Annotated in this window: 20 protein-coding genes; 3 read left to right on the top strand and 17 right to left on the bottom strand. The window is 74.1% G+C overall.

All coding sequences use genetic code 11. The features are described from left to right. Nucleotides 1–295: 295 nt before the first annotated feature. A complete protein-coding gene (locus tag ACFVSN_RS38140) occupies nucleotides 296–1,120 on the top strand; it encodes a class I SAM-dependent methyltransferase (protein ID WP_380443855.1) in 825 nt (274 codons plus the stop codon). Between the two features lie 281 nt (nucleotides 1,121–1,401). Here the strand turns inward: ACFVSN_RS38140 and ftsH are convergent, their stop codons facing one another. From ftsH to ACFVSN_RS38105, 7 genes are all read right to left on the bottom strand, one after another. Then, nucleotides 1,402–3,333 carry an ATP-dependent zinc metalloprotease FtsH gene (ftsH, locus tag ACFVSN_RS38135; protein WP_380443853.1) on the bottom strand — a complete coding sequence of 644 codons (1,932 nt, stop codon included), beginning with the start codon at nucleotides 3,331–3,333 and terminating at the stop codon, nucleotides 1,402–1,404. Nucleotides 3,334–3,557: 224 nt separating this feature from the next. Further along, nucleotides 3,558–4,082: a GNAT family N-acetyltransferase gene (locus tag ACFVSN_RS38130; RefSeq protein WP_380443851.1), complete on the bottom strand. Its 525-nt coding sequence runs from the start codon at nucleotides 4,080–4,082 to the stop codon at nucleotides 3,558–3,560. 134 nt (nucleotides 4,083–4,216) lie between these two features. After that, a complete protein-coding gene (gene ffh / locus ACFVSN_RS38125) occupies nucleotides 4,217–5,782 on the bottom strand; it encodes a signal recognition particle protein (protein WP_380443916.1) in 1,566 nt (521 codons plus the stop codon). Between the two features lie 134 nt (nucleotides 5,783–5,916). Then, nucleotides 5,917–8,382 (bottom strand): [protein-PII] uridylyltransferase, encoded by a 2,466-nt coding sequence (locus ACFVSN_RS38120; protein ID WP_380443849.1) that lies wholly within the window; start codon nucleotides 8,380–8,382, stop codon nucleotides 5,917–5,919. 124 nt (nucleotides 8,383–8,506) lie between these two features. Beyond that, nucleotides 8,507–8,845 carry a P-II family nitrogen regulator gene (locus ACFVSN_RS38115; protein WP_218207157.1) on the bottom strand — a complete coding sequence of 113 codons (339 nt, stop codon included), beginning with the start codon at nucleotides 8,843–8,845 and terminating at the stop codon, nucleotides 8,507–8,509. Next, nucleotides 8,842–10,212 carry an ammonium transporter gene (locus tag ACFVSN_RS38110; protein WP_387957966.1) on the bottom strand — a complete coding sequence of 457 codons (1,371 nt, stop codon included), beginning with the start codon at nucleotides 10,210–10,212 and terminating at the stop codon, nucleotides 8,842–8,844. The genes ACFVSN_RS38115 and ACFVSN_RS38110 overlap by 4 nt, the downstream gene beginning before the upstream one ends. A 288-nt stretch (nucleotides 10,213–10,500) precedes the next feature. Then, entirely contained in the window at nucleotides 10,501–11,955 is a 1,455-nt protein-coding gene (locus ACFVSN_RS38105) for a hypothetical protein (protein ID WP_380445652.1), read from the bottom strand. 603 nt (nucleotides 11,956–12,558) lie between these two features. Here ACFVSN_RS38105 and ACFVSN_RS38100 point away from each other — a divergent pair. Beyond that, nucleotides 12,559–13,233, top strand: coding sequence for a bifunctional DNA primase/polymerase (locus tag ACFVSN_RS38100; protein WP_380499194.1), 675 nt, complete (start codon nucleotides 12,559–12,561; stop codon nucleotides 13,231–13,233). Between the two features lie 107 nt (nucleotides 13,234–13,340). Here ACFVSN_RS38100 and ftsY read toward each other — a convergent pair whose 3' ends face one another. From ftsY to ACFVSN_RS38070, 6 genes are all read right to left on the bottom strand, one after another. Continuing rightward, on the bottom strand, nucleotides 13,341–14,552 hold the full coding sequence (ftsY, locus tag ACFVSN_RS38095) for a signal recognition particle-docking protein FtsY (protein ID WP_380445654.1): 1,212 nt from the start codon (nucleotides 14,550–14,552) through the stop codon (nucleotides 13,341–13,343). A 47-nt stretch (nucleotides 14,553–14,599) separates the two neighbouring features. After that, entirely contained in the window at nucleotides 14,600–18,220 is a 3,621-nt protein-coding gene (gene smc / locus ACFVSN_RS38090; RefSeq protein ID WP_387957964.1) for a chromosome segregation protein SMC, read from the bottom strand. 186 nt (nucleotides 18,221–18,406) lie between these two features. Continuing rightward, nucleotides 18,407–18,610: a hypothetical protein gene (locus ACFVSN_RS38085; protein WP_045702518.1), complete on the bottom strand. Its 204-nt coding sequence runs from the start codon at nucleotides 18,608–18,610 to the stop codon at nucleotides 18,407–18,409. 412 nt (nucleotides 18,611–19,022) lie between these two features. After that, nucleotides 19,023–19,322: an acylphosphatase gene (locus ACFVSN_RS38080; protein WP_380445656.1), complete on the bottom strand. Its 300-nt coding sequence runs from the start codon at nucleotides 19,320–19,322 to the stop codon at nucleotides 19,023–19,025. A gap of 29 nt (nucleotides 19,323–19,351) precedes the next feature. Beyond that, nucleotides 19,352–19,861 (bottom strand): winged helix-turn-helix transcriptional regulator, encoded by a 510-nt coding sequence (locus tag ACFVSN_RS38075; RefSeq protein WP_387957962.1) that lies wholly within the window; start codon nucleotides 19,859–19,861, stop codon nucleotides 19,352–19,354. Between the two features lie 123 nt (nucleotides 19,862–19,984). Beyond that, a complete protein-coding gene (locus ACFVSN_RS38070) occupies nucleotides 19,985–21,328 on the bottom strand; it encodes a hypothetical protein (protein ID WP_380499190.1) in 1,344 nt (447 codons plus the stop codon). A gap of 313 nt (nucleotides 21,329–21,641) precedes the next feature. Between ACFVSN_RS38070 and ACFVSN_RS38065 the strand changes: the two genes are divergently transcribed. After that, the gene (locus ACFVSN_RS38065; protein WP_380445659.1) at nucleotides 21,642–22,562 is read left to right on the top strand and encodes a hypothetical protein; all 921 of its coding nucleotides are present in this window, start codon (nucleotides 21,642–21,644) and stop codon (nucleotides 22,560–22,562) included. Between the two features lie 9 nt (nucleotides 22,563–22,571). Here ACFVSN_RS38065 and mutM read toward each other — a convergent pair whose 3' ends face one another. Genes mutM through ACFVSN_RS38045 form a run of 4 tightly spaced genes read right to left on the bottom strand, consistent with a single transcriptional unit; the run spans nucleotide 22,572 to nucleotide 25,132 of the window. Continuing rightward, nucleotides 22,572–23,450: a bifunctional DNA-formamidopyrimidine glycosylase/DNA-(apurinic or apyrimidinic site) lyase gene (mutM, locus tag ACFVSN_RS38060; RefSeq protein WP_387957960.1), complete on the bottom strand. Its 879-nt coding sequence runs from the start codon at nucleotides 23,448–23,450 to the stop codon at nucleotides 22,572–22,574. A 52-nt stretch (nucleotides 23,451–23,502) separates the two neighbouring features. Further along, on the bottom strand, nucleotides 23,503–24,291 hold the full coding sequence (gene rnc / locus ACFVSN_RS38055) for a ribonuclease III (protein ID WP_380445662.1): 789 nt from the start codon (nucleotides 24,289–24,291) through the stop codon (nucleotides 23,503–23,505). 20 nt (nucleotides 24,292–24,311) lie between these two features. Further along, complete coding sequence (gene rpmF, locus ACFVSN_RS38050) at nucleotides 24,312–24,485, bottom strand: 50S ribosomal protein L32 (protein WP_188303282.1); 174 nt, start codon at nucleotides 24,483–24,485, stop codon at nucleotides 24,312–24,314. A 2-nt stretch (nucleotides 24,486–24,487) separates the two neighbouring features. Further along, nucleotides 24,488–25,132, bottom strand: coding sequence for a YceD family protein (locus tag ACFVSN_RS38045; RefSeq protein ID WP_380445663.1), 645 nt, complete (start codon nucleotides 25,130–25,132; stop codon nucleotides 24,488–24,490). Nucleotides 25,133–25,204: the final 72 nt, after the last annotated feature.

The following is a 25,204-nucleotide window of genomic DNA, read 5'->3' as shown; positions in this document are numbered from 1 at the left end:
CTGACTTCGAATCGGTATCACACCCGCGGCGGACGGCCACCCCGGCCACGGGACGCCACGGCTCGGCCACGGGACGACCACCGCGCGACCACGGGACGGACGGGGCACGACCACGGGACGGACGGGGGCGCGGACGCGGGACGACCCCCGCCGACAGCAGGGGGCGCACGACCGCGACACGCGCGCACCACCCTGCACCCCTCTGGACGCCGCGCCCGAGCCGCTGTTCGCTGGAGTGGGGCGGGACTTTGGGGGAGCCGTAGCAGCACACCGAAGGACCGGATGGGAGGCCGCGATGGCTTCAGCTCGGACGACCGGCACGACCGAACGACCAGCGGGCGCACGACCGCACCACCCCCACGCGGGGGGCGCGTGGCCCGCGCGGGCGCGCGACTGGGCCGAGATCCAGGAACGCATGCTGGTACCGCTGTACGAGGCGGTCTACGACCGGCTGGAGGTCGGCCCGGCGAGCAGCGTGCTGGGCCTGGGCTGCCGCTCCGGGCTGGCGCTCCTGCTGGCGGCCGGCCGGGGTGCCCAGGTCGCCGGCCAGGAACCCCGGGACGAACTGCGCGAGCTCGCGCGGGACCGCCGGCTGCGGGTGTGTGCGGGGGCCCGGCCGGCCACCGCGCTCCCCCGCTCGGCCCATTCGCTGGTGACGGTTTTCGAACAGCTCCCGGCGAGCGCCGAACCGCGCACGGTGGTCGCCGAGGCCGCCCGGCTGACGCTGCCCGGCGGGCACGTGGTGCTGGCCGCCTGGGGGCCGCAGGAGCGCTGCGAGAGCGCCGCGGTGCTGGACGTGGCCCGGCGGATGGCCGGCCGCACCACCGCGCGCGACCCGTTCGACCTGAGCGCGCCGGGCGCCCTGGAGGACCTGATCGCCGCCGCCGGCCTGCGTCCGGCCGGCAGCGGCCGGGTGAGCTGCCCGTTCGCCTATCCGGACCTGGACAGCGCGGTTCGCGGCCTGCTCTCCACCGGGCTGTTCGAGGCCGCCGAGGAGTTCTCCGGCGGCGCGCTGGTGGCCAAGGAGCTGGAGGAGGCGCTGCAGCCCTACCTGCGCGCCGACGGGTCGGTCCGGATGGAGAACGTGTTCCGCTACCTGATCGCGGAGCGTCGCCGCTGAACCGGGCACCGCGGCACACGCGGCGCGGCACGCACGGCCCGGCACACGCACGGCAGCACACGTGGCCCGGCACGAGCGGCCCGGCAGACACGGCACTCCGGAACACGGCGGACCGGGGGCACACCCCGAGACGGACGAAACCGGGGGCGCCCGCCACCATGGCGAGCGCCCCCGGCCTTCTGCCCGCGCTTCCCCGAACGGCCCTGCACGGCCCCGCCACGCACCACCGGGCCCCGCCGCGCACCGAACGGCCCCGCATGGCCCCACCGCGCCCCGCCGCCCTACGAAGCGTCCCCGTCCTCGGCCGCCTCCCGCGGCACCCCGGCGGCCCGGTAGGCCTGCGCCTCGTCCAGCGTCTCCGCCTCCAGCAGCGCCGCCGCCAGCGCGTCGAGCCGGGTCCGCTGCTCGGTCAGGATCCGCACCGCGTCCTCGTAGCACTCGGCGACGATCCGCCGGGCCTCCTCGTCCACCGCGTCGAGCGTGGTCGGGGCGGCGGAGAGCCCGTACGCCCCCTGCGGGTCGGCGGGCACGGCGGTGAGCCGCCCGACCCGCTCGCTCATGCCCCAGCGGCCGGCCATCCCCCGGGCGATGTTGGTGACCTGCTCCAGGTCGCTCTCCGCGCCCGTGGTGATGACCCCGTAGACGACCTGCTCGGCCGCCATCCCGCCGAGCGCGCCGATGATCCGGCCGCGCAGGTAGGGCTCGGTGTACGAGTAGCGGTCGTTCTCGGGCGTGGAGAGCGTGACGCCGAGCGCCCGGCCGCGCGGCACGATGGTGATCTTGCGGACCGGGTCGGCGCCGGGCTGGAGCATCCCCAGCAGCGCGTGCCCGCTCTCGTGGTACGCCGTGCGCTCGCGCTCCTCCTGCGGCATCACCAGCGGCCGGACGGCGCCGAGCTGGACCTTCTCCAGCGCGTCCGAGAGGTCCCGCTCGTTGACGGCGTCCTGCTTGCGCTTGACGGCCAGCAGGGCGGCCTCGTTGACGAGGTTGGCGAGCTCGGCGCCGGTCATCCCGGGGGTGACCTTGGCCAGCCGGGTGAGGTCGGCGTCGCCGGCCAGCGGGACGGTCCGGGAGTGGATGGCGAGGATCGCGGCGCGCCCCTCGCGGTCCGGCGGGCTGACGGTGATCCGCCGGTCGAAGCGGCCGGGGCGCAGCAGCGCGGGGTCGAGCACGTCGGCCCGGTTGGTCGCGGCGATCACGATGACGCCCTCGGAGCCGGTGAAGCCGTCCATCTCGGTGAGGATCTGGTTGAGCGTCTGCTCGCGCTCGTCGTGCCCGCCGAGGCCGCCGCCCCCGCCGCGCTGGCGGCCGATGGTGTCGATCTCGTCGATGAAGACGATCGCCGGCGCCACCTTGCGCGCCTCGGCGAAGAGTTCGCGGACGCGGCTGGCGCCGACGCCGACGATCATCTCGATGAACTCGGAGGCGGAGGCGGAGAAGAACGGCACGTTGGCCTCGCCGGCGACGGCCCGGGCGAGCAGCGTCTTGCCGGTGCCGGGCGGGCCGCTCAGCAGCACGCCGCGCGGCATCTTGGCGCCCATCATGCGGTACCGCTGCGGGTTCTTCAGGAAGTCGACGACCTCGGCGAGTTCGGCCTCGACCTCGTCGATGCCGGCCACGTCGGCGAAGGTGGTGCGCTTGCCCTCCTCCGCGACCACCGGCTTGGGCGGCGCCTTGCGGCCGAGCGGCCCGGCGCCGAGGCCGCCGGACATCCGGCGGGCGAGCAGCACCCAGATGAAGACCAGCAGCAGCATCGGGGCCAGCGAGAGCAGCAGGTTGGAGAGGAAGCTGCGCTGCTGGACGACCGGCGAGGTGGCGGTGACCTCGATGCCCTGCTGCTGGAGGGTGGCCCAGAGGTTGTCGTTGGCGAAGGAGGGCCGCTGGGTGGCGAAGTCGGTGTAGTCGCCCTTGGCGCCGTCCGGCCGGGGCTGGGCGGACTTGAGGGTGCCCTCGATGGCGTCGCCCTTGGAGTAGATCTTGGTGATGTTGCCCTTGTTCAGCTGGTTGTTGAACTCGGTGTAGGAGATCGTCGTGGCGCCCTCGTTGCCGAAGAAGGACAGCAGCACGTCGGAGATCAGGAACACCACGAGCGCGGTGAGGATGAGGCCCATCCAGCCGCCGGGCATCCGGCGGCGGGGTGGCGGCGGGGGCGGGGCGCCCTCCGACCGCCAGGGCTGGTCGGGGGTCTGGCGCGGCGGGACGGGTTCGGTCACCTCTCGGACGATACGGACGCACGCTCGGGCGGGCCAACCGCAACGCCGCGCCCCAGAGCGGCCGCGGGTCAGCCCCGCGCGGCCTCCCGACCCGCCCCAGAGCGGCCCCGGGACAGCCCCGCCCCGCCCTCGGGACAGCCCCGCCGCGCCCCCGAGCGGCCCCGACCGCGGCCGCCCCCACCCCGACCGCCGGATGCCCGCCGGACGCCCGCCGGGCACACCCGCTAGGCGCCCGAGCCCGGCCACTCCTCGACGGTCATCGCGAACCGCTCGTGGTCGCGCCAGGCGCCCTGCAGGAACAGCATCCGCGGCGTGTAGCCCTCGTGCCGGAAGCCCAGCCGCTTCGCCAGCGCGATCGACCGCTCGTTGTCCGGCTGCACGTTGATCTCCAGCCGGTGCAGCCCGAGCCCGCCCGCCGGCTGCGGGGCGAAGCAGCGGTCCACGACCAGCCGCATGCCCTCGGTCATCCGCCCGGTGCCGGCGAACGGCAGGTAGGAGTCGTAGCCGAGGGAGGCGTTGCAGAAGCGGCCCATCACGATGTTGGCCACGTTCACCTTGCCGACCAGCCCGCCGGTCTCGCGGTCGACGATCAGGAAGGTCCGCAGGCCGGCCCCCTGGCGCTCCAGCAGGTCGGGCAGCCCGTTCGGCTCGACCGGGTTCCACCGCCCGACGTGCTCGGCGGACCGTCGGACCGCCTCGGCGTACGCACCCTCGTCCTCGGCCCGCGGGGCCCTGATCGTCACTCGCACCCCACCATCATCGGACACGCGATCGGCCCGCCGCCCGGATAATCCGGACGACGGGCCGATCGGTGACGACGGCGGGGACGGTGGCGGGCCGACGGGCCCCGGCCGGGCCGACGGGCACCGGACCGCCCGGATGCCTACAGCAGGTCCTTGAACTCCTTGGGGAGCTCGAAGTCGGCCGGTCCCTTGCCCGCGCCGAGGCCGAACGCCCCGCCGTCGGCCGGGGCCTGGGCGCCGCCCGGGCCGAGTGCGCGCCGCTCGGCGGCGGCCGCCTCCTCCTGCGCGCGCTTCAGCGGGTTGCCGCTCTTGCGCTTGCCCTTGGCCTGCGGGGCCTTCTTCGCGGACTTCTTCGCGCCGCCGCCCATGCCCGGGATCCCCGGCATGCCGGGCATGCCCTTGCCGGAGGCCATCGCGGACATCATCTTGCGGGCGTCGAAGAACCGCTCGACCAGGTTCTTGACCTCGCCGACCTGGACGCCCGAACCCTTGGCGATGCGGGCCCGGCGGGAGCCGTTGATCAGCTCCGGCTCGGCACGCTCGGCCGGCGTCATCGACTTGATGATCGCGCCGACGCGGTTGACGTCCTTGTCGTCGATGTTGTTGATCTGCTCGCGGATCTGGCCCATGCCGGGCAGCATGCCGAGCAGCTTGGAGATCGAGCCCATCTTCTGGACCTGCTCCAGCTGGGACAGGAAGTCGTCCAGCGTGAAGGCCTTCGGGCCGCCGCGCAGCTTGGCGGCGATCTTCTCGGCCTCGGCCTGCGAGAAGGTCTGCTCGGCCTTCTCGATCAGCGAGAGGACGTCACCCATGCCGAGGATGCGCGAGGCCATCCGGTCCGGGTGGAAGGCGTCGAAGTCGTCGACCTTCTCGCCGTTCGAGGCGAACATGATCTGCCGGCCGGTGACGTGCGCGACCGACAGGGCGGCACCGCCGCGGGCGTCGCCGTCGAGCTTGGAGAGCACGACACCGGTGAAGTCGACGCCGTCGAGGAAGGCCTGCGCGGTGGTGACCGCGTCCTGGCCGATCATCGCGTCGACGACGAACAGGACCTCGTCCGGCTCGACCGCGGCGCGGATGTCCGCGGCCTGCTGCATCAGCTCGGCGTCGATGCCGAGGCGGCCGGCGGTGTCGACGACGACGACGTCGTACTGCTTCTGCTTGGCGTACTCGATCGAGTCCTTGGCCACCTGCACCGGGTCGCCGACGCCGTTGCCCGGCTGCGGGCCGTAGAAGGCCACGCCGGCGCGCTCGGCGACCACCTGGAGCTGGTTGACCGCGTTGGGGCGCTGGAGGTCGCAGGCGACCAGCAACGGGGTGTGCTTCTGCTTCTTCAGCCAGTGGCCGAGCTTGCCCGCGAGGGTGGTCTTACCGGCACCCTGCAGACCGGCGAGCATGATCACCGTGGGGCCGTTCTTCGCGAACCGCACCCGACGGGTCTCGCCGCCGAGGATCGCGATGAGCTCCTCGTTGACGATCTTGATGATCTGCTGCGCCGGGTTCAGCGCGCCCGAGACCTCGGCACCGAGCGCCCGGTCCTTGACCTGCTTGATGAAGGCCCGGACGACCGGCAGCGCGACGTCCGCCTCCAGCAGCGCGATGCGGATCTCGCGGGCGGTGGCGTCGATGTCCGCCTCGCTGAGGCGGCCCTTGCCACGGAGGTTCTTGAACGTCGCTGCGAGGCGATCGGAAAGGGTGTCGAACACGTCGTCGCGGGTCCTCTGCGGCATCGGTATCGGTACGGTCGTCGCCCCCAAGGGTATCCGGCCACCCCGGGTACGGTCTCCACCCCCGTACGGACCGGGTCCGCGGCCCCTTCCCGCCGGGCCCGCGACCCCGTTCAGCCCAGTGCCGCGCGGACCGCGGCCGCCACCTCCCCGGCCCGCTGGGCGGCCAGCGGGCGGCCCTCCCCGTCGGTCAGGTAGAAGGAGTCGACGGCGTCCGCGCCGAGCGTGGAGACGTGCGCGGTGCGCACCCGGACGCCGGCCTCGTCCAGCGCCCGGCCGATCCGGTGCAGCAGCCCGGGGGCGTCGTGCGCGCGGACCTCCAGGACGGTCGCCGTCGCCGAGGCCACCGCGGGCGCGACCGTGACCAGCGGCGGAGGGGTCGGGATGCCCCGGCGCCGCGGGGCCGCCGCGTCCCGCTCGGCGAGCCGACGGGCGACGTCCAGCGAGCCGTCCAGCGCCCGGCGCAGGTCCGCGCGCAGCCGGGCGGCCTCCGGCAGCTCGCCGTACTCGGCCGCCACCCGCCAGGAGAGCAGCAGGACCGGGCCCGCGCCGATCGGGTCCAGCTCGCGCAGGCCCGCCGAGCGGACGGTCAGCCGGTGCAGCGCGAGCACCCCGGCGACCGTGCCGAGCAGCCCGGGCCGGTCCGGGACGGCCAGCGTCAGCTCCACGCCCATCGGCTCCGGCGGGGTCGTGAGGGGCGGCTGCGCCGCAGGCGGGCCCGCCGTCTCCGCCTGGGCCTGGAGCGCCAGCGCCGGGGCGTCGGTGCGCGCGGCCTCGACGGCGAGCCGCTCCTGCTCGGCCGTCGGCGCCGCCTCGGCCGGCGCCGCCGGTCCCCCGGACAGCTGGGCGGCGGCCCGCGCCACCAGGCCGTCCACCAGCGAGGCGCGCCAGGTGCTCCACGCCGCCGGGCCGGTGGCCAGCGCGTCCGCCTCGGTGAGCGCGTGCAGCAGTTCCAGGCGCGGCAGGGTGGTGACCACCTTGGTGATCGCCTCGACGGTGGCCGGGTCGTCCGGGTCCCGCCGGGTGGCGGTGTCGACCAGGGTCAGGTGGTGGCGGACCAGCACCGCGAGGGTCTCGGTGTCCTCGGGGTCGAAGCCCATCCGGACGGCGACGTCGCGCACGATCACCTCGCCGGCCTCGCTGTGGTCACCGGGCCAGCCCTTGCCGATGTCGTGCAGCAGCGCGGCGACCAGCAGCAGGTCGGGCCGGGCCACCCGGCGGGTCATCGCGGCGGCCCGCACCGCCGTCTCGACGAGGTGGCGGTCCACCGTCCACCGGTGCACCGCGTTGCGCTGGGGGCGGCAGCGGACCCGCTCCCAGTCCGGCAGCAGCCGGGTGACCACGCCTTCGGCCTCCAGCGCCTCCCACACCGGCACGGCCGCCTCGCCGGCGCCGAGCAGCGTGACCAGCTGCTCGCGCGCCTCGTCGGGCCAGGGCACGGGCAGCGGGCGGCACTCGGCGGCGAGCCTGCGGACCGTCGCGTACGAGACGGTGAGCCCGTTCTGCGCGGCGGCGGCCGCGGCGCGCAGCGGCAGGACGGGGTCGGCGGCCGGCCGGGCGCCCTGCGCGAGCACCGCCTCGCCGTCCTGCTCGACGACGCCCTCGGCGAGCGGGCGGCGCTCGACCGCGCCGCGCGCCACCGCGCCCGAACCGCGCCCGGCGCCGCCGAACGGGAAGGCCAGCCGCCCCGGCCGTCGGCCCCGGCCGGACCGGGCGGCGAGCACCCGGTCCACCGCCCGCCAGGTGACGTCGCTCGCGTAGGCGATGGTCCGGGCGGCCTCGTAGACCTGGCGCAGCAGCGCGTCGGCGTCCAGCACGCCGAGCCGCTCGGCGACCTGGTCCTGGTCCTGGAGGCTGAGCCGCTCGGTGGCCCGGCCGGTGGCCAGGTGCAGCGCGTCGCGGACGTCGGCCAGCCGCAGCGCGGCGTCGTCGAGGCCGTCGCGCGGGGCGTCGGCGAGCCAGGTCGCGGCGACCGCGTTGAGCGCGACGACGTCGCGCAGGCCGCCCCGGGCCTCCTTGAGGTCGGGCTCCAGCAGGAACGACAGCTCGCCGTGCCGCTCGGCCCGCTCCCGGCCGAGCTCGCGCAGCTCGGGCAGCCGGGCCGGGGCGCCGGCCCGCCAGTCGCCGAGGACGGCGGAGCGCAGGGCCGCGGTCAGCGACTCGTCCCCGGCGACGTGGCGGGCGTCCAGCAGGCCGAGCTGCGCCTTGAGGTCGGCGGCGGCGACGGACCGCGCCTCGGCGACGGTGCGCACCGAGTGGTCGAGGGAGGCCCCCGCGTCCCACACGGGGTACCAGATCCGCTCGGGCAGCTCCCGGTCGATCCGGCCGGAGTGCAGCAGGAGGACGTCGAGGTCGCTGCGCGGGGAGAGTTCGCCGCGCCCGTAGCCGCCGACGGCGACCAGGGCGACGCCGGCGGGGGCACCGGCGGACGCGAGCAGGCCCGCCAGCCAGTCGTCGGTGAGCCGGGCGAGCGCGGCGCGGCGTTCGCGGCCGGCCGGGCCGGGGCCGGCGAGCAGCGCGGCTCTGGCCGCTCCGTAGCCGGCGGGACCGGAATCGGAAGGACTGGTCTCGGTGGTCATGCGGGGTCCCGTCCGTCGGGCGGTTGTGCGGGGTGGCGCCGGCGGGCGGGCCGGGTGCCGATGCGCCGCCGGGCGGGCCCGCGACCCCTGGGGGTCGCGGGCCCGCCCGCGGTGCGTCATGTCGTCAGAGCGCGTCCGGTCCGCGCTCGCCGGTGCGGACCCGGACGGCCGTGTCGACCGGGATGCTCCACACCTTGCCGTCGCCGATCTTGCCGGTCCTGGCCGCCTTCACCAGGACGTCGATCAGCTGGTCGGCGTCGTCGTCCTCGACCAGGACCTCGATCCGGATCTTGGGCACGAGGTCCACGGTGTACTCGGCGCCGCGGTAGACCTCGGTGTGGCCGCGCTGGCGGCCGTAGCCGCTGGCCTCGGTGACGGTCAGCCCGTGCACCCCGAAGGCCTGCAGGGCGGCCTTCACGTCGTCCAGGCGGTGCGGCTTGATCACGGCGGTGATGAGCTTCATCGGGCGTCGACCTCGGTCTTCTCGGCAGTCGGGGCGGCGGGCTTCTGAACGTCGGGCTTCTGGGCCGTGGTCGCCGCGGAGGCCGCGGCCGGGGCGAGGGCCCGGGCCAGACCGGCGCCCACCGCGCTGAAATCGTAGGCGGACTCGGCGTGTTCGGCCTGGTCGATGCCGGCCACCTCCACCTCCTCGCTGACCCGGAACCCGACCGTCTTGTCGATCGCCTTGGCCAGCAGCCAGGAGACGACGAAGGAGTACGCCGCGACCACGGACACGCCGAGCGCCTGCTTGCCGAGCTGGTCGAGACCGCCGCCGTAGAACAGGCCCTTGGCGGTCTGGCCGACCCCGCCGGTGGCGAACAGGCCGATCAGCAGCGAGCCGATCGCGCCGCCGACCGCGTGCACGCCCACCACGTCGAGCGAGTCGTCGAAGCCGAGGCGGTACTTGAGGGAGATGGCGGCGGCGCAGACGGCGCCCGCGACCAGGCCGATCGCCACCGCGCCGAGCGGGCTGACCGAGCCGCAGGCCGGGGTGATGGCGACCAGGCCGGCCACCGCGCCGGAGGCGGCGCCCAGGGTGGTGAACGCGCCGTGCTTGAGCTTCTCGAAGACCAGCCAGCCGACCAGCGCGGCGCCCGTCGCCACCTGGGTGTTGACGAAGGCCATCGCCGCGACGCCGTTGGCGGCCAGTGCCGAGCCCGCGTTGAAGCCGAACCAGCCGAACCACAGCAGGCCGGAACCGAGCATCACCAACGGCAGGCTGTGCGGGCGCATCGGGTCCTTCTTGAAGCCGATCCGCTTGCCGAGCACCAGGCAGAGCGCGAGTCCGGCCACGCCGGCGTTGATGTGCACGGCCGTGCCGCCGGCGAAGTCGATGACGCCGTTGCGGTCACCGAGCCAGCCGCCCTTGCCGCCGTCCACCATGAACACCCAGTGCGCGACGGGGAAGTAGACGACGGACACCCAGAGCGCGACGAACAGGCCCCAGGCGGCGAACTTGGCGCGGTCCGCGATGGCGCCGCTGATCAGCGCCGGGGTGATGATCGCGAACATCAGCTGGAACACGGAGAAGGCCGTGACCGGGATCGTGCCCGACAGCTCGTTCAGGCCGATCCCGCGCATCCCGAGGAAGTCGAGGTTGCCGATCAGGCCGAAGCCGGCGTCCGGCCCGAAGCTGAGCGAGTAACCGTAGAGGACCCAGAGCACCGTGACGATGCCGAGCGAGAGGAAGCTCATCGCCAGCATGTTGAGTGTGCTCTTGGCCCGGACCATGCCCCCGTAGAAGAAGGCCAGGCCCGGGGTCATCACCATGACCAGGGCCGCACTGATGAGCACGAAGGCGGTGTCGCCCGCGCTGAAGCCGTCCGGCATCGGCGTCTCCTCTGCGTGAAAGCCGATCCACCACCCGGGTACCTGTCCCGTGCCACCCGGGGTGTCGGCGATGAAGAGGAGAGTGCCGAAGGCGGGTTTCGGCCAGTGCGGCCGGTTGTTTCGCGGCCGTGACGCGTGCGACGCGCGGGTTACACCTGCGTGAACCGCAGCCCCGTCGGGGGTCCGGATGGGTTACCGTGCCGCCGCACGCCACGCCCGGTGCCGCAACCGCCACCGACCGTGGCGGCGGCGGCCGTCACGGTCGGTGGAGTCCGGCGGGGGCGTGACTCAGACCACCGAGACGTACTCGGGGATGTCCTGGACGACCCTTTCCTTCAGGCGGCTCACCGCGTCCACGCCCTTGAAGCGGACGGCCGCGGCCTCCGTCGTCTTGCGCACCCGCGAGTTCAGCCGCTCGGAGCGGACCTTCGTCGCGATGTCCACCGCCTGCTCGGCCATCAGCGCGGCCTGCTCGGCCTCCTTCTGCAGCAGGTGCACGCTGGCCATGCCGATCAGGTTGAAGGCGTACGAGCGCACGTGGTCGCCGTCCTGGCGGAACAGGTCCACCGCGCGCTCCATCACCGGCGCGGACATCGACGCGTACAGCTCGGAGTTGTCGGAGTGGTAGGCGAGGTCGCGGAAGGAGTGCGCGTTCTCGGCGTTCAGCTCGGCGGGCGAGAAGAACTTCAGCCAGTCCGGCTCCTCGTCCCCCTCGCGGATGTCGGTGAAGGTGTCCTCGGCCAGCCGCACCGCCCGGGCGCAGCGGTTCACCTCGCCGATGGTCGCGTAGGCGCGCGCCTCCATCGCGTACAGCAGGGCCTGCTGGCGCGGGGTGGCGGTGTCGCGGCTGCCGTACTGGGCGAGGTGGATCAGCTCCAGGGCGTCCTCGCCACGGTTGAGGTGGATCATCTGGCGGCTCATGTCGGTGAGGATCAGCGCGCCGAACGGGCGGTCGCCGGCCTCCTTGGCGGCGTGCAGCGCGAGCACGTAGTACTTCTGCGCGCTCGGGTGCATGCCGACGTCGTAGGACATCCACCCGGCCAGGTGGGCGAGTTCGGCGGTGAGCCGGAACAGCCGCCGGGTGGTCTGCTCGGGGTAGCTCTCCTGGAGCAGGTCGGTGACCTCGTGCAGCTGGCCGACGACGGCCTTGCGGCGCAGCCCGCCGCCGTTCTGCGCGTCCCACTGGCGGAACATGACCGTGGTCTGCTCCAGCAGTTCGAGCTCGGGCTCGGACAGCCGGCCGGTGAACGCCTCGCCGCCGTTGGCCGCGGTCAGGATCGGGGTGGGGGTGCCGTTCGGACCGGGGGCGAGCCAGCGCTGCATCGGCTCGATCAGGGCGGCGCCCGCGGTCAGCGCCAGCGAGGTGCCGAGGAAGCCCCGGCGGTTGAGCATCAGGTCGCTGCGGGAGTAGTCACTGATCAGCTGGACGGTCTGCGGGGCGCTCCACGGCAGGTCCACGCCGCCGCCGACGGTGGAGACCGGGATCGCGGCGCGCAGGCCGAGGTCCTCGATCGAGACGACCGAGCCGAAGCGCTCGGAGAAGAGCTCCGACATGATCTTGGGGATCGGCTCGCGCGGCTGCTCGCCGTCCAGCCAGCGCCGCACGCGGGAGGTGTCGGTGGAGACGTGGTGGGCGCCGATCTGCCGGGCCCGGCGGTTGACCTGGCGGGCCAACTCCCCCTTGGACCAGCCGCTGCGGGCGAACCACGTGGTCAGCTTCTCGTTGGGTTGCTTCTCTGCCATGGGGAACGTCCCATCCCGCCCGGCCCCGGAGGGCCCCCGATCGTCATCGCCCGACGGTTGCGGGCTGTTGCCAGACGTGCCGTGCCGCGGCGCCGCCGCACCCCTCTCTCGCACTGGTGTGCCACGACTCCGGACGGGGCGTCAGTTCGCCCAACTCCCGCGCCCCTGCGGCTCGGAGCTGACTCCCCGACGACGCCCGTGTGCTGAACGTAATGCCCCGCCGAGGGTCCGCGGGACGGCCCCTGGCGAAACGCCACCTTTCGCCACCCCCAGGAGTGAACCGAAGCAAGGGGGCACACGCTTCACTAGGTAGTCGCGGCGGTCGGCATATGCGGGCCGCCAAGTCCCCGAGCAATCCCGGCGGTCCCGACGGACCGCCACGGCCACCGGCGAGTTTGCCGTCCGCCCAGCTCGACGGCCGCCTCGCGCACACGACGATCCGGCATCGGCACAGCCGCCACAAGGCGGCGCCCGAGGCGCACCACCGCAAAAGGCGCACGCCACGCGCTGCGCGCCGCACCCGCACAACGCACCACGCAACGGACAATCAACGCAAAGTCACCATCCCGTAACCATCGGCAACGAGAACCTGTTGGGGGAGGCATGGACAACCTGTTCGGCGAACTTCGACTGGGGCACCTGCGGCTGGCTCCGCTGGGCGCGCGCCGCCGCACCAAGGTCACCGCGTCCCAGGCCGCCGCGGAGTACACCGGTCGCTGGGGCTGGGCGGTCGCCGTCACCGGCCGGGCCGCCGGCAACGCCCCGGCCGCCTGCCAGTGCGGCACCGCCCGCTGCGCCGCCCCGGGCCTGCACCCCGTGCCCGGCTGCGAGGCCGCCGTGCACACCGCCGACGCCGAGGGCTCCGTCCTGTTCCCCACCGGCCGGGCGTTCGACGTCCTGGACGTCCCCGAGCAGGCCGGCGTCCAGGCGCTCGTCCGGCTGGAGCGGATGGGCACCCAGGTCGGCCCGGTGCTGACCGCCCCCACCGGCCGGCTGCAGTTCCTGGTCGCCCCCGGCACCGCCCGCCGCCTGCCCGACCTCCTGTACCGGATGGGCTGGGACGACGCCGCGCTCGACCTGGCCTGCCACGGCGAGGGCAGCTACGTCGCCGCCCCGCCCACCGTCCTGCCCGGCCTCGGCCCGGTGCGCTGGCTGCGCCGCCCGACCCGGGACAACGCGGGCTGCCCGCCCGAGGCCCGGCTGCTGCTCGGCACCCTCGCCTACGCCTGCCACCGCGGCCGCGAGCGCACCGCGGAGCCGGCCTGGATGGCCTCCTGAGCCCAGCACGACCGAGCTCGGCGCGACCCCGGGCCCAGCATCACCCGAGCCCAGCACAAAGGGCCCGCCCCCAACGGGGAGCGGACCCTTCACCGTGTCCGGGGGGCTCAGTCCCCGATCAGCGCGTCCACGAACGCGCCCGGCTCGAACGGCGCCAGGTCGTCCGCGCCCTCGCCGAGGCCGATCAGCTTGACCGGCACCCCCAGCTCGCGCTGGACCGCGACGACGATGCCGCCCTTGGCGGTGCCGTCCAGCTTGGTCAGCACGATGCCGGTGATGTCGACCACCTCGGCGAACACCCGGGCCTGGATCAGGCCGTTCTGACCGGTGGTGGCGTCCAGCACCAGCAGGACCTCGTCCACCGGGCCGTGCTTCTCGACGACCCGCTTGACCTTGCCCAGCTCGTCCATCAGGCCGGTCTTGGTGTGCAGCCGGCCGGCGGTGTCCACCAGGACGGTGTCCACGCCCTCGGCGATGCCCTCCTTGACCGCGTCGAACGCGACCGAGGCCGGGTCGCCGCCCTCGGGACCGCGCACGGTCCGGGCGCCGACCCGCTCGCCCCAGGTCTGCAGCTGGTCGGCGGCGGCGGCGCGGAAGGTGTCGGCCGCGCCGAGCACGACCGTGCGGCCGTCGGCGACCAGGACGCGGGCCAGCTTGCCGGTGGTGGTGGTCTTGCCGACGCCGTTGACGCCGACGACCAGGACCACGGCCGGGCCCTCCTCGTGCTTGGTGGAGCGCACGGTGCGGTCGGCGTCCTTGCCGACCAGCTCGACCAGCTCCTCGCGCAGCAGCGCGCGCAGCTCGTCGGGGGTGCGGGTGCCGAGCACCTTCACCCGGGTGCGCAGCCGCTCGACCAGCTCCTGGGTGGGGGCCACGCCGACGTCGGCGGTCAGCAGGGTGTCCTCGATCTCCTCCCAGGTGTCCTCGTCGAGGTGCTCGCGGGAGAGCAGCGAGAGCAGGCCCTTGCCGAGCGAGTTCTGCGAACGGGAGAGCCGGGAGCGCAGCCGGACGAGCCGACCGGCGGTGGGCTCGGGGACCTCGACGGCGGGGGCCGCCTCGGCCTCGGCGACCTCGACGGCCTCCGGGGCCTCCGCGGTCTCGGGGAGCGGAACCTCCTCGACGGTGCGCCGCGGCTCCTCGGTGGGCGGCGCGGCCTCCTCACCGACCTGGGGCTCGCGCGGGGTGGTCGGCGGCGCCGTGATGACCGGCGCCTGCGACTTCGGCGGGAGTTGCTGGCGTCGTCTGCCGGAAACGACGAGGCCCGCGATCGCGCCGACGGCGACCACGGCGATGACTACGGCAAGGATCACGTATTCCATATCTCCCCCAGTATCCGTGACGAGGCCCGAGAAGCACCGCACCCGGGCTAGGCGGATGTGGCCCGCACCACGCCCCGGCGCCGTTCCCGGTCCTCTCCCCCGGCCTGGCTGCCGGGAGATTCCCCCACCCGCAGCCGCTGGCTGATCACCTGGGAGATCCCGTCGCCCTTCATCGTCACGCCGTAGAGCGCGTCCGCGGACTCCATCGTCAGCTTCTGGTGCGTGATCACGATCAGCTGGGAGCTCTCCCGCAGCTCCTCCATGATCCCGATCAGCCGGCGCAGGTTGGTCTCGTCCAGCGCCGCCTCCACCTCGTCCATGACGTAGAACGGGCTGGGCCTGGCTTTGAAGATGGCCACCAGCAGCGCGACGGCGGTCAGCGAGCGCTCGCCGCCGGAGAGCAGCGACAGCCGCTTGACCTTCTTGCCCGGCGGGCGGGCCTCCACCTCGACGCCGGTGGTCAGCATGTCGTCGGGGTCGGTCAGCACCAGCCGGCCCTCCCCGCCCGGGAACAGCCGGGCGAAGACGCCCTCGAACTGGGCCGCGGTGTCGTGGTAGGCGGAGGTGAACAGCTGCTCGACCCGCTCGTCGACGTCCCGGACGATGTCCATCAGGTCGCGCCGGCCCCGCTTGAGGTCGTCCAGCTGCTCGCCGAGGAACTGGTGGCGTTCCTCCAGCGCGGCGAACTCCTCCAGCGCGAGCGGGTTGACCTTGCCGAGCTGCTGGTAGGCCTTCTCGGCCGCCCGCAGCCGCTTCTCCTGCTCGGCCCGGACGTACGGGTACGGCTCGCCCGGCTCCTGCCCCTCCTCAGGCGTGGCCGGCGGGACGGGCTGGTCGGGCCCGTACGAGGCGAGCAGTTCGCCGCCGTCGATGCCGAACTCCTCCAGCGCCCTGGCCTCCAGCTGCTCGATCCGCAGCCGCTTCTCGGCCCGCAGGACCTCGTCCCGGTGGCCGGCGTCGACCAGCTTGTCCAGTTCCTCCTTGAGGCCGCGGCCCTGCTCGCGGTGCGCTCGGAGCTCCGCCTCGCGCTCCGCGCGCTCCCGTTCGACGGCCGCCCGCCCGGCGTCCGCACGCGCGAGCGACACCTCCAGGCAGGCGAGCAGCTGCCGGGCGCCCGCCGCGACGGCGTTCGCCACCCCGGCGTCGTGCTGCGCGCGCCGACGGCGCTCGGCGGCGCGGGCGCGCGCCTCGCGCTCGGTGCGGGCGGCGCGGTCCAGCTGGTCGGCCCGGCCGGCCAGCGCGCGGACCCGCTCCTCGTGGGTGCGCACGGCGAGGCGTGCCTCCAGCTCGGCCTGCCGGGCGGCCGAGGCGGCCCCGGCCAGCCGCTGCTGCTCGGCCGGGTCGGGCTCGTCCTCCCCCGCGTCGGCCGAGTCCTCGGCGGCGGCCAGGCGTTCGGCCAGTTCCCCGGCGGTGGCGAGCAGTTGGGCGAGGCCCTCCGCCGCCCGGGCGGCGGCGGCCGCCAGCCGTTCGGCCTCGCCGGCGGCGGCGCGGGCCTGCCCGCCGAGGCGGCCGAGCGCTCCGGCCACCTGGGCCCGTTCCTTCTCCGCGTGCCTCCGCTGGGCGGACAGCCGTTCCACCTCGGCCGCCGACCCGCTCCGCAGTTCGGTGAGTCCGGCCAGCCGTTCGGCCGCGTCGGCGCAGCGGAGGGCGAGTTCGTCGATCGCGCGGGCCGTCTCGTCCACGGCGGCCTGGGTCTCCAGCAGGCTCGGCGCGCCGCCGGAGCCGCCGTGGGCGAGGCCGGCGCCGAGCCGGTCGCCGTCGGCGGTGACGGCGCTCAGGGCGGGGTGCGCGGTGATCAGGGACAGGGCGTCGTCGAGGGTGCCGACGACGGCCGTCCCGGCCAGCAGCATGCGCACGGCGGCGGTCAACTCAGCCGGCCCGTCCACCAGTTCGGCCGCCCAGCGGGCACCGGCGGGCAACTCGGTCACGGCCCGGTCGGGTTCGGGCGCACCGGCGACGAGCAGCGCGGCCCGCCCGGCGTCGTCGGCGCGCAGCAGGCGCAGCGCGGCGACGGCGGCGTCCGGCGAGTCGACGGCCACCGCGTCGGCGGCTGCGCCGAGCGCGGCGGCGACGGCGACCTCGTGGCCGGGGGCGATCCGCAGCAGTGCGGCGGCCGGGCCGAGCAGTCCGGTCAGCCGGCCCCCCGCCGCGAGCAGCGCGCCCGTACCGTCCTTGCGGCGCAATCCGAGCGCCAGCGCGTCGTGGCGCGCGGTGAGCCCGGCGCGCTCGCGCTCGGCGGCGCCGGCGGCCTCCCGGGCGGCGGTGAGGTCGCGTTCGACGGCGGCGAGCCGTGCGCGGGCCTCGTCGTGGGCGGTGTCGGCGCGCTCGTCGTCCCCGGCGAGGCCGTCGACCTGTTCCTGCAGTTGCTCGAACTCGCGCTGCGCGGCTCCGGCGCGCAGCAGCGCCTCGTCCCTGGCCTCGGTGAGCCGGCCGATCTCGGCCTGGGCCGACGCGGCCTTGGAGCGCGCGCCCGCCGCCTGCCCCTGGAGCCGGGCGAGCCCCTCGCGGCGGTCGGCGATGGCGCGGGCGGCGTCCCGCAGCCGGCGCTCCTCGGCGGCCAGGTCGCGTTCCAGTTCGTTCTTGCGTTCGACGGCCTCGGCCAGCGCGTACCGGGCCTCCTCCAGCGCCTCGGCGAGGGCGGCCTCCTCCTCGCGGACGCGCTCGGCCTCCCGTTCGAGCTCTTCCGGGTCCCGCCCGCGCCGTTCCTCGCCCTGCCCCCCGGCGACGGCGTGCCGGGCCCTCGCCTCGGCCAGTCCGATCGTGCCGCGGGTGCGCTCGGCGAGCGCGGAGAGCCGGTACCAGGTCTGCCGGGCGGCCTCCAGGCTCGGGCCGAGCTGCTCGACCTGCGCCTCCAGGACGCGCTCGCGCTGGACGGCGCGCGCCAGTTCCTGCTCGACGGTGGTGCGGCGCAGGCGCAGCGCGAGTTCGTCGGCGATCTCGGCCTCGACGGCCTGGCGGAGGACGAGCAGGTCGTCGGCGAGCAGCCGCAGCCGGGCGTCGCGCAGGTCGGCCTGGATGCCGGCGGCGCGGCGGGCGATCCTGGCCTGCCGGCCGAGCGGGCCGAGCTGGCGGCGCAGTTCGGCCACCAGGTCCTGGACGCGGTTGAGGTTGGCCTGCATCGCGTCGAGCTTCCGCAGCGCCTTCTCCTTGCGCTTGCGGTGCTTGAGCACGCCGGCCGCCTCCTCGATGAACGCCCGGCGGCCCATCGGGTCGGCGTGCAGGACGGAGTCCAGCTGCCCCTGGCCGACGATGACGTGCATCTCGCGGCCGATGCCGGAGTCGGAGAGCAGTTCCTGGATGTCGAGCAGCCGGCAGGTCTGGCCGTTGAGCGCGTACTCGCTGCCGCCGTTGCGGAACATCGTCCGGGTGATGGTCACCTCGGCGTACTCGATGGGCAGCGCGCCGTCGGTGTTGTCGATGGTGAGGCTGACCTCGGCGCGGCCGAGCGGGGCGCGCCCGCTGGTCCCGGCGAAGATGACGTCCTCCATCTTGCCGCCGCGCAGCGACTTGGCGCCCTGCTCGCCCATGACCCAGGAGAGCGCGTCGACGACGTTGGACTTGCCCGAGCCGTTCGGGCCGACGACACACGTGATGCCGGGTTCGAAGCGCAGCGTGGTGCTGGAGGCGAAGGACTTGAACCCGCGCAGCGTCAGACTCTTCAGGTGCACGCGGCCGGTCTCCTCATCGCTCGCCGGGGTTCACGGGCCCCGACGGCGACTGTATCCGGCAGGCGGGCGGCCGAAGGCGCCCGGACACGACGAAGGGACGCCACAACCGGGCGTCCCTTGCATGCTGCGTCCCTTGCGGGGCGGCTCAGTGCACAGCGGCGTCGATCTGCGAGGACCGGGCGGGACTCAGGTGAGAGCCGGCTCCCGCTGATCCAGATCGATGCTGTTGAGCAGCGAGTGCTCGTCAGCGACAGCGGTGAGAGCGTCGTTCTCAGCCTGCATCCGAAGGAGCTCGGCTTCAAGGTCCTGGACGCGCTGCTGAAGCCGTCGCATCTCGGAGAGCATTCGCGGGTCGGGGCCGCCGACGTACCCGAGAAGCGCCTTTGCCATGATGAATGGTCCTCCACGCTGAGTGACCGAACCGGAACGGTACAGGTCTAGGGGGAAGGGGGACGCACGCGCGGCGCGCCACCGGAAGTGCCGGCTTGGCACTGCGGCGCAACCATCGTGAGCTGGGCTCACGAGGGCATGCGCCGACCGGGAAAACGCGGTCGTGTGCGCGGGCTTCCAGCGTCTCACCAAAGACGGAAAGGGTCAACACGATCACCGCACGCTACCGCGCCCCTGTCACCTGCCTGGCGGTGTCGTCACGCCGAGGGGGTCCGGGCCGGGTCCACCAGGTGCTCGTGGATCATCGTTCGATGCGGAGTCAACCACGAGTCTGCCCGGATGGCAACCGTATGACACCGCCGGTTGAGGATCTTTTCCCCGGGGGCCGTGCGGGGCCCGGCCCCGGCGGAATTCAGCGGATCTCGAAGCCCTCGTAGCCGACGCCGACGGCGGTCCAGATCTCGGTCACGCCGCTCACGCTGCCGGGTGTGTCGGGGCCGCGGAGCAGGGCGAGCAACTCCTCGCAGTCGGCGGCGAGGCCCTCGGCCACCACCTGGACCCGGCCGTCGCCGAGGTTGCTCGCGTAGCCGGTCAGGCCGACCTCCAGCGCCCGCGCCCTGGTCCACCAGCGGAAGCCGACCTGCTGGACCTTCCCCCGGACCCAGGCGGTGACCCGGACCGGTTCCTCACTGTGGGCGTCGCGACCGTGCATGCCCCGACCCTAACCGGCCGCGGGCCCGGTCACAGCTCCGCGGGCCCCTCGACGGTCCACCCCGGGCTGTGCACCCGCGCGTGCAGTTCGCCGCGCCGGGCCTCCCGGCCGCAGGTGCGGCAGACCCAGGCCGCGTCGAAGGCGTGCGGCTCGTGCCCCTCCGGCTCGTGGTCGAAGGTGACCGGCGACTCGGGCAGCAGCCAGCGGTCGCCCCACGTGCGCAAGGCGTGGGCGAGCGGGGCGAGGTCCCGGCCGGCCTCGGTGAGGTGGTACTCGTAGCGCGGCGGCCGCTCGCTGTAGGCGCGCCGCTCGACGATCCCCGCCTCCTCCAGTGCCCGCAGCCGGGCGGTGAGCCGGTCCCGGGGCGCGCCCGTGTTGCGGGCGATCCGGTCGAAGCGGTGGTTTCCGTAGAACAGCTCCCGGACCACCAGCAGGGCCCACTTCTCGCCGACGACGTGCAGCGCCGCCGCCATCGAGCACGGCCGGCCGGGCAGGGCGGCGGGGGGCGACGGGAGCGGGCCCGGGGTGTCAGGGGTCACGGCGCCAGCGTGCCACACAGGGTTGTGTTCTCAAACCCGGGCCGGACGGCGCTGCGGCCCCGCCGGAGGATCCGGCGGGGCCGCAGCGGGGTGCGCGTCGGGTCGGCGCGTCGGGTCAGCGGGTCACCAGTCGCCGCCGCCACCGCCGAAGTCGCCGCCACCGCTCCAGTCACTGCCGCTGAAGTCCCCGGCGTTGAAGTCCGCCCCGGTGAAGTCGCCGCCCTCGTACTGGTCCTGGTAGCCGTGGTGGCCGCCCTCCATCATCGGCGCCGCGGCGTAGGCCGGGCTGCTGATCATCGAGCCGAGCACGGTGCCGACCAGCAGACCGGGCAGCAGGCCGCCGCCGAAGCTGCTGTAGTAGCCACCCGCGTACGGGGCGTAGGCCGGGCCGGCGTTCCAGTACGGCTGCGGGCCGTACTCGGTGTCGACCGTGCGGACGGCCGGGTCGAGGCCGGCGGCGACGCGGTCCGCGTCCGCCTGGCAGACCGGGACGCTGCGGGCGGAGCCGCCGGCCGGGGCCCACTCGACGTCCTTGACGGACGGGCCGTGGCGCGGGTCCATGAAGCACGGGGGACGGCGCTCGGGCAGCGGGCGCTTGTCGCGCCGGGCGGCCAGGGTGGCCAGCGCGAACCGGCCGTCCTCGATCGTCTCGGTGACGACCTTGACGTCCTCGGGCTTCTTGGCCTCGTCCATCAGGCGCTTGGCCTTCTCGTACGACTCGAGCGCGTGGCTGTAGTCGGTGCGCTGGACGTCGTCCGCGTCGGCGGCGCGCGGGTTGAAGTCCAGGCGCTCCAGCTCGACGCCGTAGGCGGTGATGTCCTCGTCGACCACGCGGCGCAGCTGCTCCAGCTCGGCGCGGGCCTGCTCCTCCTTGCGCTTCTTGGCGCGGCGGAAGAGGAAGAAGACACCGGCACCGGCCAGCGCGAGCAGCACGACCGGGATGACCACCCAGGCGATCGAGGTGCTGTGGTTCACCCCGGTGCCCTTGGTCTGCGGGGCGGCCTGGTCGACGAAGTCGTTCAGGGTCGCGTTGATGTCGCCCTTGTCGGCGCGGGCGACGGCGCCTCCGATCCGGTCCGCGACGCCGACGCCCATGGCGCCGCGGTCGGAGCGGGCCATGAAGCCGCCGGTGCCCCGCCAGACGCCGTAGACGCCGTCGATGCCCACCAGGGTGCGCAGATCGGTGAGGATGGTGTCCTTGTTGGCGCTGTCGGGGACGACCGCGATGAAGATCGGCTTGTCGGCCTTCTCGATCTTCTTGGTCAGGGCGTCCGCCTGCGCCTGGCTGAAGCGGTCCAGCATCGTCGGGGCGACGTAGACCTGGCCCTTCTTCAGGGTGGCCGCGGCGTCGCTCAGGCCACCGGCCGCGGAGGCCGCCGGGGCGAGCAGAAGCAGAAGCCCGAGCAGCGTCGCCGCGACCACGGCGAGCGGCCCGGTGCCCCGGGAACGTCGAGCAAGGGTTCTCATAACACCCGACGCTACCGCGACCGGCGGCGAAGCACGCCATACCCTTCGCATACTGGTGATGAAGGGATTCCCCGCCGGACGCCGGGGCCGTCCCCTCCTCGGGGATGAGATTTCCCCCAAGTCACCCTGAAGCGGACTGCCGCCGGGAACCGCGGCAGGCGGCCGGACGTACGTCCCGGCAGGCCCGGAGCGGTCGGAGGGGGTGTCCTGACCGTATCGTGCGGACGGGCATAGTGGTCCCGGACCGCGGGTCCATTACCCGCTCTTGACCCACCGCCCCTCGTGGCCCCAACCCCTCTGATCGGAGCGCTCGGTGATCATCGGCCTCGTCACCGCCGTGGCGGCATCCGCCTGTTACGGCACCGGCTCGGTCCTGCAGGCCGTCGGTTCCCGGCGGTCCGCCCGCGAGGAGGCGGCCAAGGGCGCCTCCACCGCCACGACCGAGCACGGCGGGCCGAGCCTGTCCTCGACCGCGAAGGCCGCCGTCACCTGGGAGTTCATCCTCGGCACGGTGCTCGACCTGATCGGCTTCGGACTCGGCGCGCTGGCCGCCCGGCTGCTGCCGCTGTTCCTCTCCCAGACGATCATCAGCGCCAACCTGGTGATCACCGCGGTGCTGAGCATCAAGCTGCTCGGCATCCGGCTCAAGCAGCTGGAGTGGGCGTCGATCGGCGTGCTCTGCTCGGCGCTGGTGCTGCTGGCCGTCTCGGCCGGCCCCGAGGGCGGCCACCACGCGGAGATGTCCTTCCACTGGTGGCTGCTGATCATCACCACCGTCCTGCTGGTCGGCGGCGGCCTGCTGGTGCGGCGGATGGGCTCGAAGGGCGCGATCGTCGCAGGCCTGCTCTCCGGCCTCGGCTTCGGCGCCCTCGGCGTCGGCGTGCGCATCCTCAACGGCGTCGAGCCGTTCGAGCTCGGCGGCCTGCTCTCCGACCCGGCGCTGTACGCGATCCTCATCGGCGGCCTGGGCGGCATGTACGTGCACACGGTCGCGCTGCAGATCGGCTCGGTGAACGGCGCGACGGCCGCCCTGGTGGTCGGCGAGACGGTGCTGCCCGGCGCGGTCGGCGTGCTGTGGCTCGGCGACTCCTCCAAGTCCGGCCTCGGCTGGCTCGGCGTGGCCGGCTTCCTGCTCGCGGTGGTGTCCGCCGTCGGCGTCGCCTACTTCGGCCAGGGCGACCACGGAGCCCTCGGGGACGCGGCCGACCAGCAGCCCGAACTCGCGCACAAGTAGCGCCGCCCGTCAGCCCCCGCTGCGCCCCCGCGGCACCCGCTGGCAGCGGGGGCAGAAGTAGCTGGAGCGGTTCATCCACGCGGCCCGGCGGATCGCCGTACCGCAGCGGCGGCAGGGCTCGTGCTCGCGGCCGTACGCGTCGAGGTCCCGCGAGAAGTAGCCGCTCTCGCCGTTCACGTTGACGTACAGGCTGTCGAAGCTGGTGCCGCCGACGGCCAGCGCCGCGGTCATCACGTCCCGGGCACTGGCCAACAGCACGGCCGCCTGCGGGCGGGTGAGCGTCGCCGTCGGCCGGTCGTAGTGCAGCTTGGAGCGCCAGAGCGCCTCGTCGGCGTAGATGTTGCCGACACCGCTGATCAGCGTCTGGTCGAGCAGCGCGCGCTTGACGGTGGTGCGCTTGGCGCGCAGCGCGGCCGTGAAGGCGTCGTCGTCGAAGCGCGGGTCGAGCGGGTCGCGGGCGATGTGCGCGATGGAGACGGGTGTGCCCTCCGGGTCGCCCTCCTCGGCCTCCTCGACCGCGAGGCCGCCGAAGGTCCGCTGGTCGACGAAGCGCAGTTCGCGTCCGCCGTCGGAGAAGCGCAGCCGCACCCGCAGGTGCGTCTCGTCGGGCACCGACGGGTCCTGGACGAGGAGTTGGCCGCTCATCCCGAGGTGGCCGATCAGCGAGAAGCCCGAGCCGGTGCCGGCCAGCGGCAGCCACAGGTACTTGCCGCGGCGCTGCGCGGCGCCGAGAGTCGTCCCGGTGAGCCGGGCGGCGAAGTCGGCGGCACCGGCGGGCTGGCGGCGCACCGCGCGCGGGTGCAGGACCTGGACGTCGGAGACGGTCCGCCCGGCGACCCAGTTCGCCAGTCCGCGGCGGACCACCTCGACCTCGGGAAGTTCGGGCAAGGCAGCATTCCTCCTGCGGAAAGGGACCGGCAGGAGGAAGGCTACTGCCTCGTCACGCGCCGGCGGGCAGCCGGTCGGCGTACTTCTCCTTGATCGCGCGCCAGGCGCTCTCGGCGGCCTTCTGCTCGGCTTCCTTCTTCGAACGGCCGACGCCGCTGCCGAAGTCCTGGCCGGCCACGCGGGCCACCGCGGTGAAGGTCTTCTCGTGGTCCGGACCGGACTCCATGACCACGTACTCGGGCACGCCGATGCTCACCGAGGCGGTGAGCTCCTGCAGGCTGGTCTTCCAGTCCAGGCCCGCGCCCAGCTGAGAGGACTCCTCGATCAGCGGGTCGAACAGGCGGTGGACGAACTCGGTCGCCGCGTCCAGGCCCTGGTCCAGGTAGACGGCGCCGATCACGGCCTCGACGGTGTCGGCGAGGATCGACGACTTGTCGCGGCCGCCGGTGCCCTCCTCGCCCTTGCCGAGGCGGATGAAGACGCCCAGGTCGAGCCCGCGCCCGACGTCCGCGAGCGCGCGGGAGTTGACCACCGCGGCGCGCAGCTTGGCGAGGGTGCCCTCGGGGACGTCCGGGTGGACGCGGTAGAGGGTGTCCGTCACCACGAGGCCCAGCACCGAGTCGCCGAGGAACTCCAGGCGCTCGTTGGTGGGCAGCCCGCCGTTCTCGTACGCGTACGAGCGGTGGGTCAGGGCACGCACCAGAAGGGCGCGCTCGAGCGTGTACCCGAGGCGCCCTTCCAGGACGTCGTATTCGGTCGAAGCCGGCCCACCGGCCTTGCCACCGCCCGAAGGACCCTTCGGGGCGGAGGACGCCTTGCGGGTGGAGTTACCGTCCGACATCGATCCGTGCACCCCGCCGATCAGACCGAGAGGACCTGGCGGCGGTTGTACGTGCCGCAGCTGGGGCACGCGATGTGGCCGAGCTTCGGCTCGTGGCAGCTGTCGCACGCCACGAGGGCCGGAACGACGGCCTTCCAGTTGGAACGGCGGTGGCGCGTGTTGCTGCGCGACATCTTCCGCTTCGGAACAGCCACGGCTACTTCTCCTGGTTCTCGGCGGCACCCTCACGGGTGTCGCTGTTCTTGATCCCGTCACCCTCGTCGCCGGGGGCGGCGGAGAGTCCCTGCAGAGCCGCCCACCGGGGGTCGGCGGCGTCGTGGTGGTGCGCCGGGTCGTCGCTCAGGCGCGCTCCGCACTCGGAGCACAGGCCCAGGCAGTCGTCCTGGCACACCGGCTGCAGCGGCAGTGCGAGCACCACCGCGTCACGCAGCACCGGCTGGAGGTCGAAGAAATCGCCCTCCAGGCGGTAAGTCTCTTCTTCCGAGTCCTCGTCGAGGTCCTCGGTCCCGGTGGTCCGGGCGCGGTGACGCTCGTCGGACTCCGGGTAGTAGTACAGCTCCTGGAAGTCCACGTCGATGTCGAACTCGACGGGCTCCAGGCACCGGACGCACTCGCCCTCGACCACGGCCTCGGCGGTGCCGGTCACCAGCACGCCCTCGACCACGGACTCCAGGCGGAGCTCCAGCTGGACCTCGCTCTTCTCCGGGACGCCGATCACGTCGATGATGCCGAAGCCCTCGGGGGCCTCCAGGGTGCGGGACACCTTGCGCATCGACCCCGGACGGCGGCCGAGCTCGTGCGTGTCGAACACGAGGGGGTCGCGGTGGTCGAGGCGGTTCAAGGTGTCCTGACTTCCATGGAAGGTGATCGGTGGGGCCCCATGTGCGGCGGCGCCCCGAGGGCAAGCCGAGCG

It is taken from the genome of Kitasatospora sp. NPDC057904 (assembly GCF_042887925.1).
GTDB lineage: Bacteria > Actinomycetota > Actinomycetes > Streptomycetales > Streptomycetaceae > Kitasatospora.
This window is presented reverse-complemented; position numbering and strand designations above follow the sequence as displayed.

Coding starts and splice junctions, on each gene's coding strand:
- ftsY (WP_380445654.1), bottom strand. CDS start 14,552: ATGGAATACGTGATCCTTGCCGTAGTCATCGCCGTGGTCGCCGTCGGC.
- ACFVSN_RS38080 (WP_380445656.1), bottom strand. CDS start 19,322: ATGCACGGTCGCGACGCCCACAGTGAGGAACCGGTCCGGGTCACCGCC.
- ACFVSN_RS38085 (WP_045702518.1), bottom strand. CDS start 18,610: ATGGCAAAGGCGCTTCTCGGGTACGTCGGCGGCCCCGACCCGCGAATG.
- ACFVSN_RS38105 (WP_380445652.1), bottom strand. CDS start 11,955: ATGGCAGAGAAGCAACCCAACGAGAAGCTGACCACGTGGTTCGCCCGC.
- ACFVSN_RS38110 (WP_387957966.1), bottom strand. CDS start 10,212: ATGCCGGACGGCTTCAGCGCGGGCGACACCGCCTTCGTGCTCATCAGT.
- ACFVSN_RS38070 (WP_380499190.1), bottom strand. CDS start 21,328: ATGAGAACCCTTGCTCGACGTTCCCGGGGCACCGGGCCGCTCGCCGTG.
- ACFVSN_RS38140 (WP_380443855.1), top strand. CDS start 296: ATGGCTTCAGCTCGGACGACCGGCACGACCGAACGACCAGCGGGCGCA.
- rnc (WP_380445662.1), bottom strand. CDS start 24,291: ATGTCGGACGGTAACTCCACCCGCAAGGCGTCCTCCGCCCCGAAGGGT.
- ACFVSN_RS38120 (WP_380443849.1), bottom strand. CDS start 8,382: ATGACCACCGAGACCAGTCCTTCCGATTCCGGTCCCGCCGGCTACGGA.
- ACFVSN_RS38100 (WP_380499194.1), top strand. CDS start 12,559: ATGGACAACCTGTTCGGCGAACTTCGACTGGGGCACCTGCGGCTGGCT.
- ACFVSN_RS38115 (WP_218207157.1), bottom strand. CDS start 8,845: ATGAAGCTCATCACCGCCGTGATCAAGCCGCACCGCCTGGACGACGTG.